Here is a 15,507-nt window from a genome sequence, read left to right as displayed (position 1 = left end):
CCCCAATCGCACGCCCATGTTTTTCGCTGCGCATGTGGGCGAGAAAGGCATCATTCGATTTTCGATCGTTTTTTACAAATGTGCAACGCACGAGCTTCTTATGCGCATTGACACAACAACCTCTAGCCCAATAAGATTCGCATATAATACATCTTATTTGGAAAACGCGGGCTACGCGTTTTTTTATGTGTCAATTTAAAGCGTAACAACATTTAACCGGCATGCATCGCTTAGGAGGATATTGGATGAGCCAAAGTATTTTTGAGCAGTTGGGGGGCGAAGCGGCTGTGGATGCCGCGGTCGAAGTGTTTTACCGCAAGGTTTTGAGCGACGACCGAATTTCTCATTTCTTCGAAGGCGTCGACATGGCTGCACAAGCAGCGAAGCAGAAAGCCTTCCTGACCATGGCTTTCGGCGGCCCCCATGGCTATTCCGGCCTCGACATGCGGCGAGCCCACGCTCATCTCGTCGAAAAGGGACTGAACGACTTTCATTTCGATGCGGTGATGGAAAATCTCGCCGCGACCATGCAGGAGCTCCACGTGCCGGAAGCGCTGATCGCCGAAGCCGCCGCCATCGCCGAAAGCACTCGCAACGACGTGCTTGGGCGATAGCCCACTGTTCATTTCGGGAAGATTCTCGATGCCCGACATCCGCTACAATGGAAGAGCATATCCGCTATCTGACGGCCAATCAGTCCTGGAATGCTTGATCGAGCACGGCGTATCCGTGCCATTCGGCTGCCGCTCCGGCGTTTGCCAGGCCTGCTTGATGCGTGCCGAGACCGGGCATCCGCCCGAAGCGTCACAAAAAGGACTGAAGCCAGCACTGGCGGATAGAAATTACTTTCTGGCTTGTGTCTGCAATCCGCGTGAAAGCATTTCGGTGTCTCTACCCTGCCGCGAGGGTACTCGAACACCAGCGTCTATCGTCGGCATGGAACTTCTCAGTTCCGAGATCATGTACGTCAGCCTGCAACCGCACGAGCTGATCGAATACCGGGCCGGACAATTCATCAACCTGTATCAGGCGGAGAATCTGGCTCGGAGCTACTCCGTCGCCAGCCTGCCGACCGAGGACCCCTACATTCATATTCACGTACGGCGCGTACCGGAAGGAAGAGTGAGCAACTGGGTACACGACGCCTTGCGTCCGGGCGATACGGTCGATATTCAGGGTCCGAACGGGGATTGCTATTACCAAGCGGGATCGCCCGAACAGAGCCTGTTGCTGATCGGCACGGGCAGCGGTCTAGCGCCGCTTTACGGAATCATTCGAGATGCGCTCGCACAGGGGCATACCGGACCGATCCGGCTGTTTCACGGGAGCCGTACCCCGAACGGTCTCTATCTAACCGATAGACTACGCGAGTTGACTCAAACCTATTCCAATTTCGACTATACGCCCTGTCTTTCGGGTGAACCGGTACTCAAAGGCTATGCCAGAGGGAGAGTTCACGAAATTGCGTTGAGCAAGCTATCCGACCTGAAGGAATGGCGAGTTTTTCTGTGCGGGCATCCTGAAATGGTGAAAAATGCACAAAAGAAGGCATTTTTGGCGGGGGCCTCCCTGAAAGACATAACATGCGACGCCTTTACCTCACATGCGACATTCCGCTGATCTCAACATTGCTAATTGTTGACTCCATAGCGGTAACATCGGCACCGGTCCCAAGCCGGCGCGTACATCGCCCGTCCCTGACCCAAGATTTCCGCCGCTACCTCAAGCCGGGGTCACATATGCCGATCCGAAAATGGACCGAGGATCCGAACCAGATCTTTAGTCATCATTTTCCTCGACAGTCGCCTGAGTTCCGTCCGCAGAGATAAACACTTCGATCCTCTTGTTCCGTTCGTCCCGTCCTTCGAACTCATATCCGGCGGATCCAATCCCCTTGGTGACCGACTCGACCTCTTCCGGCTTGAAGTTGGGCAATCTCGCTTTCAATGCTTCGCGCACGACGAGAGGAACCTCTTCCAATGGAACCTCGGTTTCGGCCTCGACCAGCGCGCCCTCCGGCGTCACCTCGACTTCGACTTTACGATTCGTTGAGTCGCGCCCTTCCAACTCGTAAATCTCCTGTCCCTGTTCCGTCTCCGTCTTGGCTTTCTCCCATTGGACTCCGGGCACCGCTTTGTCCGCCGTTGCTCGTACGGCCGGAGGCACTTGATCTACTGGCACATTTTTGTCGCCTGAGTTCCCGGCCTCGTCACAGCCCACGAGGAATGCGAGACATAATGAAGCAAAAACGATAAACCTCATGATCGACCCTCCTTGTCCAGTGAAGGGCGCTTGACGCTCGCTTACCGTTTCGAGCTTCATCGCCCATATTCCGAGAATTCAACTTAAGAACAAACCGGCCGAAGTGATGTAAGCAGCCGGCGGAAATACCATCAATAAGGACAAACCCTTAGCGTTAGCGGAATTAACAACCTTCTCTGAAATTTGAGATGCGGTAGTATTTCGCCTTTCGATCTAAACAACATCAACATGAAAGCTACACGGTGGCCCTTGTCTCTACGCGTGCTGTTAGGCGTCTCGTTGGGGGCTTTGCTCGGCGTTGTCGGAGGCGATGACACTTACCTGTGGGGTATCAGCAACGCTTATCTCGGCCAGCTCGGCATGCTCGTGATCCGATTGCTGAAAGCACTTGCCATACCTCTTATCCTATTTGCAATTCTCGACGCATTTGTACGAACCTCGATTTCCCCGAAAAGCGGACGACGTCTGGTGACGATCTGTTTCGTCAATGTTTCGGTGGCCTGCCTGATCGGACTGTTGTTGATGAACACGATAGAACCAGGTCTGGCGTGGCGGAACAAAATCGAGCAAATGACCGCCGAAGTTGCCGGAACCTCTTCGCCTTTCGACTCATCTTCGATCCCTGCCGTATCTCTTAATCCGCTTCACAACCTCGGCTCTTATATCCCGCAAAGTCTAATCGAACCGCTCGCCGGAAATAACGTCATTTCGGTAGTTCTGCTCGCCCTACTATTCGGTGCCGCCTTGCGCCGGTTGAAAGATCACCAGGGCGAGAGCGATATCGGCGACATCCGGCCTTTGGAAGGATTTGTGTCGTCGGCCTATCAGGTGTTGGCCAAGGTGCTCTCCTGGATTGTCGAAATCGTGCCGTTTGCGGTATGCGGTCTCGTGGCTCAAGTCGTCGGAAAAACCGGCCTGGAAATTTTCGCCGATTTAGCCGGGTTCCTCGGTGTCATTGCCCTCGGCCTGAGTCTTCACAGCCTTGTCTATTTCCCCTTAGCAGCATGGCTGGCGGGCGGAAAACCGCCGCATGTTTATCTGAAGCAAGGCGCAGATGCGGTCATGACCGGCTTGTCGGCGAACAGCAGTTTGGCGGCAATGCCCGTTACCCTGCGATGCCTTCGCAACATGGGCATCTCGGACTCTTCTGCACGCATCGCCGTTTGCGCCGGTACAAACCTCAACAACGACGGGGTCACCCTGTACGAAGCCATGGCAGCACTGTTCCTGGCACAGGCATTGGGCTACGGGCTTGAAGCCGGACAACAAGCTGTTGTCGTACTGTGGGCGCTCATGGCGGGTATCGGTGTCGCCGGGATTCCCGAAGCCGGATTAATTATCCTTCCTCTGGTACTGAGCGCTTCAGGTTTGCCTGAGGTCGTCGTGGCCGCCGCGATACCCCTGATCGCGCCGGTCGACTGGATACTTGCGCGAATGCGATCCGGCGTGAATGTGCTTGCCGACATGCTCGTCGCAATCTTGCTCGATGCTTGGGAAAACCGCGAACCCAACTGCAAAAAAAAGCGTAGCCGAAGCTAACGGCTACGCCTTGTGTTAAGGAACCGAATCGGCGTCAGCCGTTGATCCAGTAATGGGTCAGAATACTTGCTGCATAGCCGGCAATGATAACCGGTGTCCAGCGCAGGTGGCTGAAAAAAGTGTACATGCCACGGGACGTCCCCATTAGAGCGACACCTGCCGCCGAACCAATGGAGAGCATCGTTCCGCCAACGCCTGCGGTCAAAGTGACGAGCATCCACTGATAAATGTCCATATCGGGGTTCATGCTCAACACCGCGAACATGACCGGAATGTTGTCGACGATAGCCGAGAGCACACCGATCAGGATATTGGCCCCGGTCGCGCCGAGCCCGTCATACATGGCTACCGAAGCCAATTCCAAATAACCGATATAACCCAAACCGCCGACCGCAAATACGACGCCGAAGAAGAACAGCAGAGTATCCCATTCCGCATCGCGAACATTCGCGAATACATCGAACTTCCCGTTATCGGCGCTGAATAGCAATTTCAAGCGGTAGCCGTAGAACATCAGATAGGAAAGCCCCACCATCATGCCCAGGAACGGTGGAAGGTGCAAAAATTGCTTAAAGCTAACCGCTGTGACGATGGTGAGGGCGAACAGACCGCAAACGATCAGGGCGCCGTCCTTCATCCTGACCTGCTCTTCCTCGGGGAAACTGGGCGCTTCATCGGGGATGGCGAAGTGCATGAAAGCCGCGGGTACGACGAAATTCACCACCGAGGGGATAAAAAGGGCGAAAAAGTCAAAAAACTCCGCCTTGCCTGCCTGCCAGACCATGAGCGTGGTGATATCGCCAAAGGGGCTGAACGCACCCCCTGCATTCGCGGCGCTCACCAGATTGATGAAACCCAAAGCCACGAAGCGCGGACTGTTAGCGCCCACGGCCATCACCACCGCACCTACCAAAAGGGCCGATGTCAGATTGTCGGCCACCGAGGACAGAAAAAAGGTGATTATGCCGGTGATCCAGAAAAGCTTGCGATAACCGAACTTGCGGCTTACCAGCCAGGAGCGCAGGGCCTCGAATACGTTTCGCTCGGCCATGGCGTTGATGTAGGTCATCGCGACCAACAAGAATAGAAACAACTCGGCATATTCGCGGAGATCATGTTCGAAAGCCTTGTGCACCTTTTCCGGCGGAACGTTGTTACTGGCGGCAAGATAAGCCACATGTGCCCAAATGATGCCGGCGGCAAGAATCACCGGCTTGGATTTGCGAAGGTGGGTAAATTCTTCGGTCATCACGAATGCGTACGCAATGATGAAGACCAAAACGCAGTAAAGGCCCCGATGAGTTCCGGTCAGCCCCAAGACTTCGGACTCTTCGGCTGACGCCAAACCCGGTGCAAGAAATAGCAGCGAAAGTAAAACGAATGCGCGTAACAAAGCTAAGCCCTCTTCGATGTTTTCGAAAAATGTCTGTGCCGCTGCCGTCAAGCGGCACGACTCCCCCAGTCAAAACAGCCTTGCATTATATATAAGGAATGGCTGGCGAATGAATAACCAAAAAACGTATCCCGCACACACTCTGCGGCGGCGCATTCGGGGGGCCAGGATCGGCGTTACGGGCGATGCCCTTATGACATGGCCTTATAGATATATCCGGTTTTATTATTTTTTTCCATTAGCGGCTCCGTGCTATAGTTTTCCCCACTATACTACTCCGGTTTTTCCGCCTAGACAGACGGATTTCTTCCATATATGTATCAGTACGACAATTACGACCAGACCTTGGTGAATGAGCGCGCCGCTCAATTTAGGAACCAAACAGAGCGGTTCTTGAAGGGAGAGCTCAGCGAGGCGCAGTTCCTGCCTCTTCGCTTGATGAATGGGTTATACGTCCAGAAACATGCGCCGATGCTGCGCATTGCCATTCCCTACGGACTGCTCGCGTCGCGGCAACTTCGGATGCTGGCTCATATCGCGCGCACTTATGACAAAGGTTACGGCCATTTCACCACGCGCCAGAACATTCAGTTCAATTGGCCGAAACTCGAAGATGTACCGAATGTGCTGGCTGAACTGGCTACGGTACAGATGCATGCGATTCAAACCAGTGGCAATTGCATTCGCAATGTGACCAGTGATCATCTCGCGGGAGTCAGCCAGGACGAACTCGAAGACCCGCGCCCCTATTGCGAAATCATCCGGCAATGGTCCACCCTCCATCCTGAGTTCAGCTTTCTGCCACGCAAGTTCAAAATCGCGATCAACGGTGCCGCCAAGGACCGAGCCGCGACCCAGTTGCACGATATCGGTTTACAACTTGTCAAGAATGAACGCGACGAGGTAGGGTTCGAAGTGCTGGTAGGCGGTGGCCTCGGAAGAACACCGATCATCGGCGTGACAATTCGACCTTTTCTCGAGAAAAAACACCTACTTTCCTATCTGGAAGCAATTCTCCGCGTTTACAACCGCTACGGACGCCGTGACAACAAATTCAAGGCACGAATCAAGATCCTGGTCAAGGAACTGGGGAAGGAGAAATTCACCGAGATGGTCGAGGCCGAATGGGCCGCAATCAAAGACAACCTCCTTCTGGATCTTGAAGAAATCGAGCGGATCAGGAAATTCTTTCAGCCACCACCTTACGAGACCCTAACGGACGATCCTCCGTTATTGGAAAAAACGGCACACGATAGCCGGTTTGCCGCTTGGTTTCGCCATAACACCGTCCCTCATAAAGTGCCGGGTTATCGGGTCGTCTTTCTTTCATTGAAAACCCCTGGCAAACCGCCGGGAGACCTGACGGAAAGTCAGATGGATTCAGTGGCGGATTTGGCTGATCGTTACAGTTTCGGCGAAATTCGCGTCACCCATACGCAGAATCTTGTCCTGGCCGACGTTAAGCAGGCAGACTTGCTCGAGCTTTGGCAGGAAATCCAAGCTCTGGGGCTGGCAACGCCCAATATCGGCACGGCAACGGACATCATCTGCTGCCCCGGTCTCGATTTCTGTTCGCTGGCAAATGCGACATCAATTCCCATTGCCAACGGAATTCAGCACATCTTCGACAATTTGGACTATCTCTATGATCTCGGTGATATTCGGATCAATATTTCGGGCTGCATGAACGGCTGTGGACATCATACCGTGGGCCACATCGGTATTTTGGGTGTCGATAAGAAAGGAGAAGAGTGGTACCAAATTACCTTGGGCGGTTCTTCCGGAAAGGATGCATCTCTCGGCGAGCGTCTAGGTCCCTCGGTTTCCAAAGAGCAGATTTGCCTCGCCGTAGAAGCGATTTTCCAAACTTACCGAGATCAGCGTCTCGAAGACGAAGCATTTCTCGAAACCGTTCGACGTATCGGTATGCGACCCTTCCAGGAGCGAGTTTATGGAGATAATTAAAGACGGCCATGTCGTCACAAACGACTGGCGCCACCTGAGCGATGACGAAGTCTTGCCGGAACAGGCCATCACAGTTTCCGTGCAACGCTGGAAGAGCGAAAAAGATCGCCTGCTCACTGGCGGGGTCCCTTTGGGGCTACGTCTTAATAGTGACGACAGCCTGGAAGAACTTGCAGCGGATCTCGGCTTTTTTTCGATTATCGTCTTGGAGTTTCGCAAGTTCACGGACGGGCGAAGCTTTTCCTTGGCTCGACTGCTACGGGAACGCTATGGGTTCGACCGTGAGCTTCGGGCCCGCGGAGACTTTCTGAGAGATCAGATATTTTTTCTGAGTCGGGTTGGAATCAACGCTTTCGAGCCGAACGGTTCCGCGAACTTGCAAGAGATGCTGCCCGCATTACAGGAGTTCTCGGTGAAATATCAAGCCGCTGTCGACGTTAAGGAACCGCTTTACCGACGCCGAAAGTGACGCGGAGCCCCCGGACGGACGTACGCCATGGATCATCTATAGGTCAGTCTCCCCCGCCCTATCGCCACGGGCAGGGATACTATAAGGCGACCTAGTGCTTTCTAGGCAAGGGGGCCCTGCGTGCCCGACGCCGTCTCCTCGACTATAGTTGTTTCCTCAAGAAAAAATGAGTGTGACCGGCTGGAAATACTTCCAGCTGGCCGAACTCGTGATAGCCGAGCTTTTCATAGAACGGGCGCGCTTGAAAATCGAAGGTGTCGAGAAAAGCATGGCGACATCCACGCCTGCGCGCCTCCGTTTCCGCTTTATCGATCAACCGGGTACCCAAACCAGCCCCCCCTCCAGGTCTCCGACACCCACAGCTCTTTGATATGGAGCCAGCCCCACATGGTCATTGCGGAAAGCCCCGCGATGAGTTCCCCGTCATCAGCGCGTCCTAGAACAAAAAGGGGCTGCGCATTACGAGACTCAATGCCAGCGCTAAATGCGTGAGAAACAAGACCCTCTACGATTGTTTCGATCTCGGACGCATCAGGCGAAGCGACGACCTCCAGCTCCATTGACTTTTCCTTTACTGCCGATCAGCGGCTGACATCACAACTCTCGAGCATCCCAATCACCCCCGAATCGACCGGAGGCAATTGGGTAAATCCTTCGCGACAAAGAAGAATCCACGTTCACGAAAACGGCGGATTAGTTCTTCTTTTGGCCATATCTCATGATATTAATGCCCTTCAAAAGGTTAAGGGCCTCGTTCAGCGGATAATCCTGCAAGGCCAAGGCCTCCTCGCTCTTATCGCCGTCCTGGGTTTCATCCTTCTTGAGCATTTTCTGGTTTCCGTTCTCGAGATGATTAACCAAATCGGCTTCCTTGATCGGCGAAAACTCGGACTGGGCAGCCAACTCCAGCTTCACCTTCGAGATCGGCACGTCCGGAGAGATACCTTCAGCCTGGATCGACCGTCCAGAGGGCGTGTAATAGCGGGCCGTGGTTAACTTGACCGCGCCGCCATTACTGGTAGGCAGTATGGTCTGCACCGAACCCTTTCCGAAAGTCTTTTCTCCCATGATGATGGCACGCTTATGATCCTGCAATGCACCGGCTACGATCTCCGAGGCCGAGGCGGAGCCGGAGTTAATCAGAACAACGATTGGAGCACCATTCAAAACATCGTTCGGCGTCGCGCTGAACTTCATCTTGGCATCTTCGACTCGACCATCGGTGTATACGATCAGCCCGCTGTCCAAGAATGCGTCGCTAACCGCAACCGCCGCATTGAGAACTCCGCCAGGATTATTCCGCAGATCCAATACGACGCCCTTCAACTCGCCCTTCTTCTTGAGTTCGCTGATAGCCTCGATGACGTTATCGCCGGTCTTTGACTGAAAGCTGGTAATCCGGACGTAGCCGTATCCCTCCTCCAGAACCCGGCTCTTTACGCTTTTGACCTTGATGACGTCACGTACGATTTTGACCTTCAAAGGCTGTTCGACACCCTCCCGGACGATGGTCAAAATAATCTCGCTACCGGGTTCGCCACGCATCATTTTAACCGCGTCGCTTAAGCTCATGCCCTTGACGGGTTTATCATCCAGCCGAATGACGAGGTCTCCGGCCTTTATCCCGGCCTTTTGCGCGGGCGTATCGTCGATCGGCGCGATAACCTTCACAAAGCCGTTCTCCATTCCGACCTCGATACCCAGACCGCCGAACTGTCCGGTAGTGCCGACCTTCAGTTCGTTATACTGCTCCTGGTCCAGGTACGCCGAATGCGGATCGAGACCGGAGAGCATGCCGCGAATGGCATCCTCCAACAATTTCTGGTCCGTCACCGGCTCCACGTAGTCCTGGCGTATGCGGCCATAAACCTCCGAAAAGGTTTTCAACCCCTCAAAAGGGATCGCATTTGCCTCGCTGCCGCTCTCACGTTCGGCAAGAACGCTACCTCCCGTGCTTATCAAGATGCCGAGCAGAATGCCAAAGATAAGAACCAGAAAATTTCTTTGTCGCAACATAGATTTTCCTACAACCAAAAACGCCCTGAGTCAGGCTTGTAATCAATCCGTAAAAGAACGTCAGTCATTACGACTGCACCACAACATCGGGTTCACCGGTCTCCCTTTTTCCCGAATGCCAAAATATAGTCCGGACTCCCTGCGACCGCCGCTGGCACCGACTGTGGCGATGATATCACCGCCGTTTACCCAATCCCCGACATTCTTGTACAAGCTCTGATTGAATGCGTAGAGACTCATATATCCGTCGCCGTGATCGATGATGGTCAGCAAACCGTAACCTCGCAGCCAATCGGAATAAGCCACGCTTCCCGATGCAACCGCGTGTACCGGGGCACCTTCCGGCGCCCGAATGACAACGCCGTCCCAACGGCCGCCCGCTCGCGGGTTGCCAAACCGCTCAAGCAACGCACCTTCGGTCGGATACGTTAACCGGCCATAAAGTGCCGAAAAGCCACCATTGCGGGTTTTGGGATTGCGAGCCGGGTCACCGGCAAAAGGCCGAATCGCGGCAACCAAATCTTGCAAGCGCTCTTCATCATCCCGAAGCTGTTCCAGCTGGGCATCCTTATCCTGAAGAGTGCGCTCCAAGCCGGCCAAAACCTCTCGCCGCGATCGCCGGAACTTTTCCAACTCAAGACTTTCTTTCGCCACCTGTTCGCGCGTCGATCGAAGCCGATCGGCTCCGGCCGCGACTTCGCGCTGCAATTGCCGCAGGGTCGTCAGATCGCTCTGCATATCCTTCAGCAGCGAGAATCTTGCTTGGCTCAGATAATTGTAATAAGCCAACACACGGCTGAGCCTGGCAGGTTCATCCTGATCCAGCACCAATTTCAACCAGTCTTGCCGACCGGAGGCATACGCGGCACGAGCCTGTCCCGCCAAAGTCTTATGTTGCGTCTTGATCGTCGCTTTCAATTCACTGCTCTGATGTTCCAACTCACTTAAACGCTGAGATTGGGCTTCAGCCTGCAACGCAAGCTCTTTGAGCCGTTTTGCCAGTTGTCCATACTTCCGTTCGATGGTACTCAATTGGCCGACCAGAGCACGTCGCCGCGATTCCAGAGAATCCCTGGCCTTCTGAACCGACTTGATACGTTCTCGAACCGTAATTAGTTCATCCGCACGCGCTTTTGGTTCCGAATCCGCCGAGGCATTAGGCAATTGGAATGCCAAAACCAAACAAAAAACATGCGCGCCCCGGAAAAAGGACAAAACGGCGAACCTCAAATCACCAATGATCGCCCCGTCATCTCCGCCGGTTGCTCAACTCCGAGAATCGCGAGCAGAGTCGGTGCGACATCGGCCAAACCGCCTCCGTCTCTCAGCCGTCCACAGTTTCCCTTATATACGAGAGGCACAGGATTGACCGAGTGCGCGGTCTGAATCTCGCCAGTCGAAGGGTCGACCATTTGCTCCACATTGCCGTGGTCGGATGTAATCAGCGCTTCTCCGCCAACTTTTTCAAGGGCTTCCACAACTCGCCCTAATGACTCATCCAAAGCTTCAACGGCCTGAATCGACGCATCCAGATTACCGGTATGGCCAACCATATCCCCATTCGCGTAGTTACAGATGATTACGTCATACTCACCGGATTCGATCGCCCTGACCAATTTATCGGTCACTTCAGGAGCACTCATTTCCGGCTTTTGATCGTAGGTCCTGACCTTGGGCGATGGGACCAAAATGCGCGATTCTCCCGGAAACGGCGTTTCTATGCCCCCATTAAAGAAAAATGTGACATGAGCGTACTTTTCAGTCTCGGCCAGGCGCAACTGCTTTAGACCAAGCTTAGATACGACTTCTCCCAGGCTATTGGTCACGTTCTGCGGCGGGAAAGCGACAGGAAACTTAAAGTCTTTATGATATTCCGTTAAGGTAACGAACCCACCCAGATGAGGAACGACTTCGCGCCGAAAGCCCGAAAAATCGGTGTCGTTGAGCGCCTGCGTCAACTCGCGCGCGCGATCGGCCCGAAAATTCATGAAAACAACCACGTCACCGTCCATTAGAGTGGCCGCCGCTTCGCCGGATGGAGCGATCGTGGTCGCCTTGACGAATTCGTCCGATTCTCCACGTCCATATGCCTGATTCAGTGCTTCAACCGCAGTTTCTGCCCGGAAATCGGCTTTTCCCTGCACAATCAGTTCGTAAGCCTCCTGTATACGCTCCCAGCGCTTATCGCGATCCATCGCGTAGAAACGCCCGACAATCGACGCGATTCGACCGGTACCGAGCTCGGCGAACTTCGCGTCCAGCGCACGAAGCGAGTCGCCGGCGCTCTTGGGGGGCATATCCCGCCCGTCCAGAAACGCATGCACATAAACCTTGCGCAAACCTTTACTCACTGCGAGCTCGGCCATCGCATGAATGTGCTTCTCATGGCTGTGAACGCCGCCGGGCGAAAGCAGTCCTAAAATGTGTAGCGCCTTATCGTTGCGAACCGCCCTTTCCACGGCATCACACAGAACAGTATTGGTAAAAAACGATCGGTCTGCGGTTGCTTTGCAGATGAGAGTAAGATCCTGATCAATCAGCCGCCCCGCTCCCAAATGCAAGTGCCCCACTTCGGAATTGCCCATTTGATCGTCGGGCAACCCGACCACCCCACCCGAACAATCGAGCAAGGTGTGCGCGCAAGTATTCCAAAGCCTTGTCCAAGTGGGAGTTTTCGCAAGAGCAATAGCGTTATGGTCCTTAGTTTCGCTATAGCCGAAACCGTCGAGAATAATGAGGGCAACAGGTTTAGGACGATTCAACTTCAAAGTATAATCTCCCTTTCGGTTTTTGCGCGATTGCCTGGCAAAAGAAGCCTTGCCGCCCCCCACTGAATCAAGATTCAGAATGCCCCAATGGCCAAGTGGCCGGTTTCGCGGGAAAGGCGCGGCCTTGAACGCGATATCGCCGGATAAATACGAATTTGAAAATGGCGCGCCTCAAGCTTGGGCAAAGGGAGAAACGGAACGGTATTTTAACTTTTTTTTGTAACTCCGTGTTGCTCGAACACGCGCGACTAGAGAACACACAAACTCACAAAGCGAAGCCTCCGATGAGCAAATCAAACGAGATATTGATTACGGAAGATGCCGACATCGTGCAGGCCGCCTATTGCCTGAAAGCCATGTCGCATCCACTGCGACTCAAGATACTATGCACTTTGGGGAGCAATAAGGTGAGCGTTCAGGACATCGTCGAGCAGGTCGGCACAACCCAGAGCAACATCTCCCAGCACTTAGGCATTCTGCGTGATAAAGGCATACTCGCCTGTAAAAAAGACGCTAACCGCGTGTACTATTACGTGGACGACGAACGCACACTACAGCTGATCAAGCTGATGAAAGAAGTTTTTTGTCATCATTAGTTGGAGCCGTATTTTTTCTATGACTGTGACACCCGACCGCCTGTTGGAATTCTTGGGCAATCACTGGATCATGGCCGCCGGTTTGCTCATTGTTACGATCTTGTTGATCCAGGATTTCATCGACAGCGCATTCCGCAAGCACAAAGTCGTCTCGCCTGCGGAAACCGTAAACCTGATGAATAGCGAAAACACCGTAGTCATCGATGTACGCGAACCGCACGAGTACAGCAACGGGCATATCGAAAACTCAAAACACATTCCCTTGGGTAAAATAGAGGAAAGAGCACACGAACTGGAAGCCTACAAGCAAAATCCCGTTATCGTAACCTGCCAATCCGGCACGCGCTCTCCTCAAGCCTGCAAAAAGCTGATTGGATTAGGCTTTACCCGTGTGTATGAAATGAAAGGGGGTATGCTGGCATGGGAAGACCAAAAATACCCTATCGTTAAGAAGCGGAATACCAAATAAGCCCTCTCTTCCCACTTTTTTTCCACCTTACGATTCTTAAACATCAAGGATTCTCAATGGCCGAAGAAACTACGCAGCCGGAAAAACAGTTTATCCTTCAAAAAATCTATGTTAAGGATGTCTCGTTCGAGACGCCGAATTCGCCGGATATCTTCACGCTCAAGTGGGAACCCAAGGTCGAATTCAATCTATCGAGCAACGCCCAAAGGCTTCAGGAGAATCTGTTCGAGGTCAGCCTGACCACAACGGTCACGGTAAAACTGGGCGAAAAAACCGCGTATCTGGTGGAAGTCTGCCAAGCCGGCATTTTCGCGATGGCAGGCTTTGACGAGCAGGAACTCGGTCCGTTGATAGGCAGCTATTGCCCGAATGTCCTCTTTCCGTATGCGCGCGAGGCTGTTTCCGATCTTGTCACCAAGGGCGGCTTCCCTCCATTGCTCCTTGCTCCCATAAATTTCGACGCCTTGTATGTGCAGCAGATGCAACAAAAGCAAGACGCCGTCCAAACAAGCCACTAACCGGAAACCTTTACCTTCCAGATGACAGCTGTATCAGTTCTGGGCGCGGGCTCTTGGGGCACGGCTCTAGCGCTCTTGATCGCCCGCAACGGCCATCCTACAGTTTTGTGGGGACATCACGCCGAACACATGGCCAAACTCGGCGCTTCCCGCTGCAACGAGCGCTATTTACCCGGCGCTCGCTTTCCCGATAATCTCCGGATCGTCGCTGATCTGGCGGAAGCCGTCAGGAGCGCGGAAATTCTCATTGTCGCAGTGCCTAGTCATGCCTTTCGAAGCATCCTGACAAGCCTAGCTCCGTACCTGAGGCCGGAGACCAGAATCGCCTGGGCCACAAAAGGTCTGGAGTTGCAAAGCGGAAAGCTACTGCACCAGGTCACGGAGGACGTTCTGGGGTCCAATATACCGGCTGCGGTACTTTCCGGTCCCAGTTTTGCTCGCGACTTGGCCGCCAATCTCCCGACCGCCATTACGGTGGCCTCACGGCAGGCCGAGTTCGCCAAAACCTTGGCGGAACTGCTACATAACAACCGGTTCCGGGCTTACACCACCGACGACATCATCGGCGTTCAATTAGGCGGCGCGACCAAAAACGTACTGGCCATAGCCGCCGGCGTTGCGGATGGTTTGGATTTCGGCGCCAATTCGCGTGCAGCACTGATAACCCGCGGACTCACCGAAATGATGCGCCTGGGATTGGCGTTGGGCGGCAAACCGGAAACCTTTATGGGACTCGCCGGGGTCGGCGATCTCATTTTGACCTGCACCGATAATCAGTCCCGAAATAGACGCTTTGGCCTCGGGCTCGGCAAAGGAATACCCCGGGAGCAAATCACCGCGGAAATTGGCCAGGAAATCGAGGGTGTCCTCACGACCAAGATTATTTACCAGCTGGCTCAAAATCTCGGAATCGAGATGCCGATTACCGAGCAAACCTACAAAATTCTGTACGAGGGACTCTCGCCTTTGGAAGCCGTCAACAATCTACTACTCCGGGAACAGAAAGCCGAAGCAATGGACTGTTGAGCCCGGCTCCGTCAAAGCGGCCGGGACGCCCCGACAAATCCATTTTGTCGCCACGCCTCGTAAAGCACCAGCGCCGCGGAATTGGAGAGATTCAGACTACGGCTGTCGGGACGCATCGGCACATAAAGGAGCCGCTGCTCGGGCAGGGAAGCCAGCAGCGCCTCCGGCAAGCCCCTCGACTCCGGACCGAATAGCAAAGCGTCGTTCGGCCGGAATTCGGCATCCGCATAGCAGCACCGCCCCTTGGTGCTGAGCGCGAACAGCCGCCCCGGCCGGATCCGCTCGATGAATTCATCCAGTTCCCGGTATTCCCTCACATCCGCCCATTCTCGGTAATCGAGGCCTGCGCGCCGCAGTTTCGCATCATCCAGCCGGAATCCCAGGGGATGAATGAGATGCAGCGACGCGCCAGCGTTGGCACAAAGGCGGATGATGTTACCGGTGTTCGGCGGTATCTCCGGTTCGTAAAGGACGATATGGAACACG

The 15,507-nt window shown here is 54.1% G+C and carries 16 protein-coding genes; 9 read left to right on the top strand and 7 right to left on the bottom strand.

All coding sequences use genetic code 11. The features are described 5' to 3' along the window. Positions 1-245 precede the first annotated feature (245 nt). Both sS8_RS22615 and sS8_RS22610 read left to right on the top strand, forming a co-directional pair. Positions 246-614, top strand: a complete 369-nt coding sequence (locus sS8_RS22615; protein ID WP_119631752.1) for a group I truncated hemoglobin — start codon at positions 246-248, stop codon at positions 612-614. Positions 615-642: 28 nt separating this feature from the next. Then, positions 643-1,620, top strand: a complete 978-nt coding sequence (locus tag sS8_RS22610) for an FAD-binding oxidoreductase (protein WP_119631751.1) — start codon at positions 643-645, stop codon at positions 1,618-1,620. 159 nt (positions 1,621-1,779) lie between these two features. On the opposite strand, the gene sS8_RS22605 is transcribed toward sS8_RS22610, so the two are convergent. After that, on the bottom strand, positions 1,780-2,322 hold the full coding sequence (locus sS8_RS22605; protein ID WP_119631750.1) for a PepSY domain-containing protein: 543 nt from the start codon (positions 2,320-2,322) through the stop codon (positions 1,780-1,782). Between the two features lie 168 nt (positions 2,323-2,490). On the opposite strand from sS8_RS22605, the gene sS8_RS22600 reads away from it, so the two are divergent. Beyond that, the gene (locus sS8_RS22600) at positions 2,491-3,801 is read left to right on the top strand and encodes a dicarboxylate/amino acid:cation symporter (RefSeq protein WP_119631749.1); all 1,311 of its coding nucleotides are present in this window, start codon (positions 2,491-2,493) and stop codon (positions 3,799-3,801) included. 34 nt (positions 3,802-3,835) lie between these two features. On the opposite strand, the gene nhaD is transcribed toward sS8_RS22600, so the two are convergent. After that, positions 3,836-5,194: a sodium:proton antiporter NhaD gene (gene nhaD / locus sS8_RS22595; RefSeq protein ID WP_170161312.1), complete on the bottom strand. Its 1,359-nt coding sequence runs from the start codon at positions 5,192-5,194 to the stop codon at positions 3,836-3,838. Between the two features lie 315 nt (positions 5,195-5,509). Here nhaD and sS8_RS22590 point away from each other — a divergent pair, with 315 nt between their 5' ends. Continuing rightward, on the top strand, positions 5,510-7,159 hold the full coding sequence (locus sS8_RS22590; RefSeq protein WP_119631747.1) for a nitrite/sulfite reductase: 1,650 nt from the start codon (positions 5,510-5,512) through the stop codon (positions 7,157-7,159). Further along, positions 7,146-7,628: a DUF934 domain-containing protein gene (locus tag sS8_RS22585; RefSeq protein WP_119631746.1), complete on the top strand. Its 483-nt coding sequence runs from the start codon at positions 7,146-7,148 to the stop codon at positions 7,626-7,628. Before sS8_RS22590 ends, sS8_RS22585 begins: the two co-directional genes overlap by 14 nt. Positions 7,629-7,770: 142 nt before the next feature. Here sS8_RS22585 and sS8_RS22580 read toward each other — a convergent pair whose 3' ends face one another. The 4 genes from sS8_RS22580 to gpmI all read right to left on the bottom strand — a co-directional run bounded on the left by sS8_RS22580 (position 7,771) and on the right by gpmI (position 12,412). Continuing rightward, positions 7,771-7,956 (bottom strand): GNAT family N-acetyltransferase, encoded by a 186-nt coding sequence (locus sS8_RS22580; RefSeq protein ID WP_408631155.1) that lies wholly within the window; start codon positions 7,954-7,956, stop codon positions 7,771-7,773. A gap of 365 nt (positions 7,957-8,321) precedes the next feature. Next, positions 8,322-9,644: a S41 family peptidase gene (locus tag sS8_RS22570; protein WP_119631743.1), complete on the bottom strand. Its 1,323-nt coding sequence runs from the start codon at positions 9,642-9,644 to the stop codon at positions 8,322-8,324. 60 nt (positions 9,645-9,704) lie between these two features. Beyond that, positions 9,705-10,676 (bottom strand): murein hydrolase activator EnvC family protein, encoded by a 972-nt coding sequence (locus sS8_RS22565; protein ID WP_145986652.1) that lies wholly within the window; start codon positions 10,674-10,676, stop codon positions 9,705-9,707. 194 nt (positions 10,677-10,870) lie between these two features. Beyond that, on the bottom strand, positions 10,871-12,412 hold the full coding sequence (gpmI, locus tag sS8_RS22560; protein ID WP_119632962.1) for a 2,3-bisphosphoglycerate-independent phosphoglycerate mutase: 1,542 nt from the start codon (positions 12,410-12,412) through the stop codon (positions 10,871-10,873). Positions 12,413-12,696: 284 nt separating this feature from the next. On the opposite strand from gpmI, the gene sS8_RS22555 reads away from it, so the two are divergent. Genes sS8_RS22555 through gpsA form a run of 4 tightly spaced genes read left to right on the top strand, consistent with a single transcriptional unit; the run spans position 12,697 to position 15,021 of the window. Beyond that, entirely contained in the window at positions 12,697-13,008 is a 312-nt protein-coding gene (locus sS8_RS22555; protein ID WP_119632961.1) for an ArsR/SmtB family transcription factor, read from the top strand. Between the two features lie 19 nt (positions 13,009-13,027). Then, positions 13,028-13,477: a rhodanese-like domain-containing protein gene (locus sS8_RS22550; protein WP_119631741.1), complete on the top strand. Its 450-nt coding sequence runs from the start codon at positions 13,028-13,030 to the stop codon at positions 13,475-13,477. Between the two features lie 56 nt (positions 13,478-13,533). Further along, complete coding sequence (gene secB, locus sS8_RS22545) at positions 13,534-13,995, top strand: protein-export chaperone SecB (protein ID WP_119631740.1); 462 nt, start codon at positions 13,534-13,536, stop codon at positions 13,993-13,995. Between the two features lie 21 nt (positions 13,996-14,016). Next, on the top strand, positions 14,017-15,021 hold the full coding sequence (gene gpsA / locus sS8_RS22540; RefSeq protein WP_119631739.1) for an NAD(P)H-dependent glycerol-3-phosphate dehydrogenase: 1,005 nt from the start codon (positions 14,017-14,019) through the stop codon (positions 15,019-15,021). An 11-nt stretch (positions 15,022-15,032) separates the two neighbouring features. Here gpsA and sS8_RS22535 read toward each other — a convergent pair whose 3' ends face one another. Continuing rightward, on the bottom strand, positions 15,033-15,506 hold the full coding sequence (locus sS8_RS22535; protein WP_119631738.1) for a tRNA (cytidine(34)-2'-O)-methyltransferase: 474 nt from the start codon (positions 15,504-15,506) through the stop codon (positions 15,033-15,035). Position 15,507 lies beyond the last annotated feature (1 nt).

Origin of the sequence: Methylocaldum marinum (genome assembly GCF_003584645.1) — a bacterium.
Classification (GTDB): Bacteria; Pseudomonadota; Gammaproteobacteria; order Methylococcales; family Methylococcaceae; genus Methylocaldum; species Methylocaldum marinum.
The sequence above is the reverse complement of the archived record's forward strand: the minus strand, read 5'-3'. Positions and strand labels throughout refer to the sequence as shown.

Bases quoted from the DNA above. Each gene is read 5' to 3' on its own strand.
- sS8_RS22615 (WP_119631752.1), top strand. From the start codon at position 246: ATGAGCCAAAGTATTTTTGAGCAGTTGGGGGGCGAAGCGGCTGTGGAT.
- sS8_RS22610 (WP_119631751.1), top strand. From the start codon at position 643: ATGCCCGACATCCGCTACAATGGAAGAGCATATCCGCTATCTGACGGC.
- sS8_RS22605 (WP_119631750.1), bottom strand. From the start codon at position 2,322: ATGAAGCTCGAAACGGTAAGCGAGCGTCAAGCGCCCTTCACTGGACAA.
- sS8_RS22600 (WP_119631749.1), top strand. From the start codon at position 2,491: ATGAAAGCTACACGGTGGCCCTTGTCTCTACGCGTGCTGTTAGGCGTC.
- sS8_RS22590 (WP_119631747.1), top strand. From the start codon at position 5,510: ATGTATCAGTACGACAATTACGACCAGACCTTGGTGAATGAGCGCGCC.
- sS8_RS22585 (WP_119631746.1), top strand. From the start codon at position 7,146: ATGGAGATAATTAAAGACGGCCATGTCGTCACAAACGACTGGCGCCAC.
- sS8_RS22570 (WP_119631743.1), bottom strand. From the start codon at position 9,644: ATGTTGCGACAAAGAAATTTTCTGGTTCTTATCTTTGGCATTCTGCTC.
- sS8_RS22555 (WP_119632961.1), top strand. From the start codon at position 12,697: ATGAGCAAATCAAACGAGATATTGATTACGGAAGATGCCGACATCGTG.
- sS8_RS22550 (WP_119631741.1), top strand. From the start codon at position 13,028: ATGACTGTGACACCCGACCGCCTGTTGGAATTCTTGGGCAATCACTGG.
- secB (WP_119631740.1), top strand. From the start codon at position 13,534: ATGGCCGAAGAAACTACGCAGCCGGAAAAACAGTTTATCCTTCAAAAA.
- gpsA (WP_119631739.1), top strand. From the start codon at position 14,017: ATGACAGCTGTATCAGTTCTGGGCGCGGGCTCTTGGGGCACGGCTCTA.